Here is a 514-nt window from a genome sequence, read left to right on the forward strand (position 1 = left end):
TTTGTAATGATGCATTAAAAATTGCTAAATCAGTAAATTATAGAAGTGCCGGTACATTGGAGTTCTTAGTAGACACTAAAGGAAATCATTATTTTATAGAAATGAATCCTAGAGTTCAAGTTGAACACACCGTTACAGAAATGGTAACTGGTATTGACATAGTTCAAAGTCAGATACTTATAGCAGAAGATTATGCTTTAAATTCACCTGAAATAGGAATTAAATCACAAGAGGATGTAAAGGTTAATGGGTTTTCTATTCAGTGTCGTATAACAACAGAGGATCCTTCTAATAATTTTGCGCCAGACACAGGGAAAATAGAAGAATATAGAACTGGTTCTGGTTTTGGAATAAGACTAGATGGAGGTAATGGATTCGCGGGAGCTATAATTAGTCCTTATTATGATAGTTTACTTGTAAAGAACATATCATGGTCTAGAACTTTTAAAGATGCCATAAAGAAGTCTATAAGAGCTGTAGAGGAAACTAAAATTACAGGAGTAAAGACTAACAT

General features: G+C 32.9%; 1 pseudogene. It reads left to right on the forward strand.

What is annotated here, in order from left to right:
- A pseudogene (locus KPL50_RS26810) lies at positions 1–514 on the forward strand (pyruvate carboxylase); the annotation flags it as partial.

Origin of the sequence: Clostridium sp. CF012 (assembly GCF_018861755.1) — a bacterium.
GTDB lineage: Bacteria > Bacillota > Clostridia > Clostridiales > Clostridiaceae > Clostridium_AD.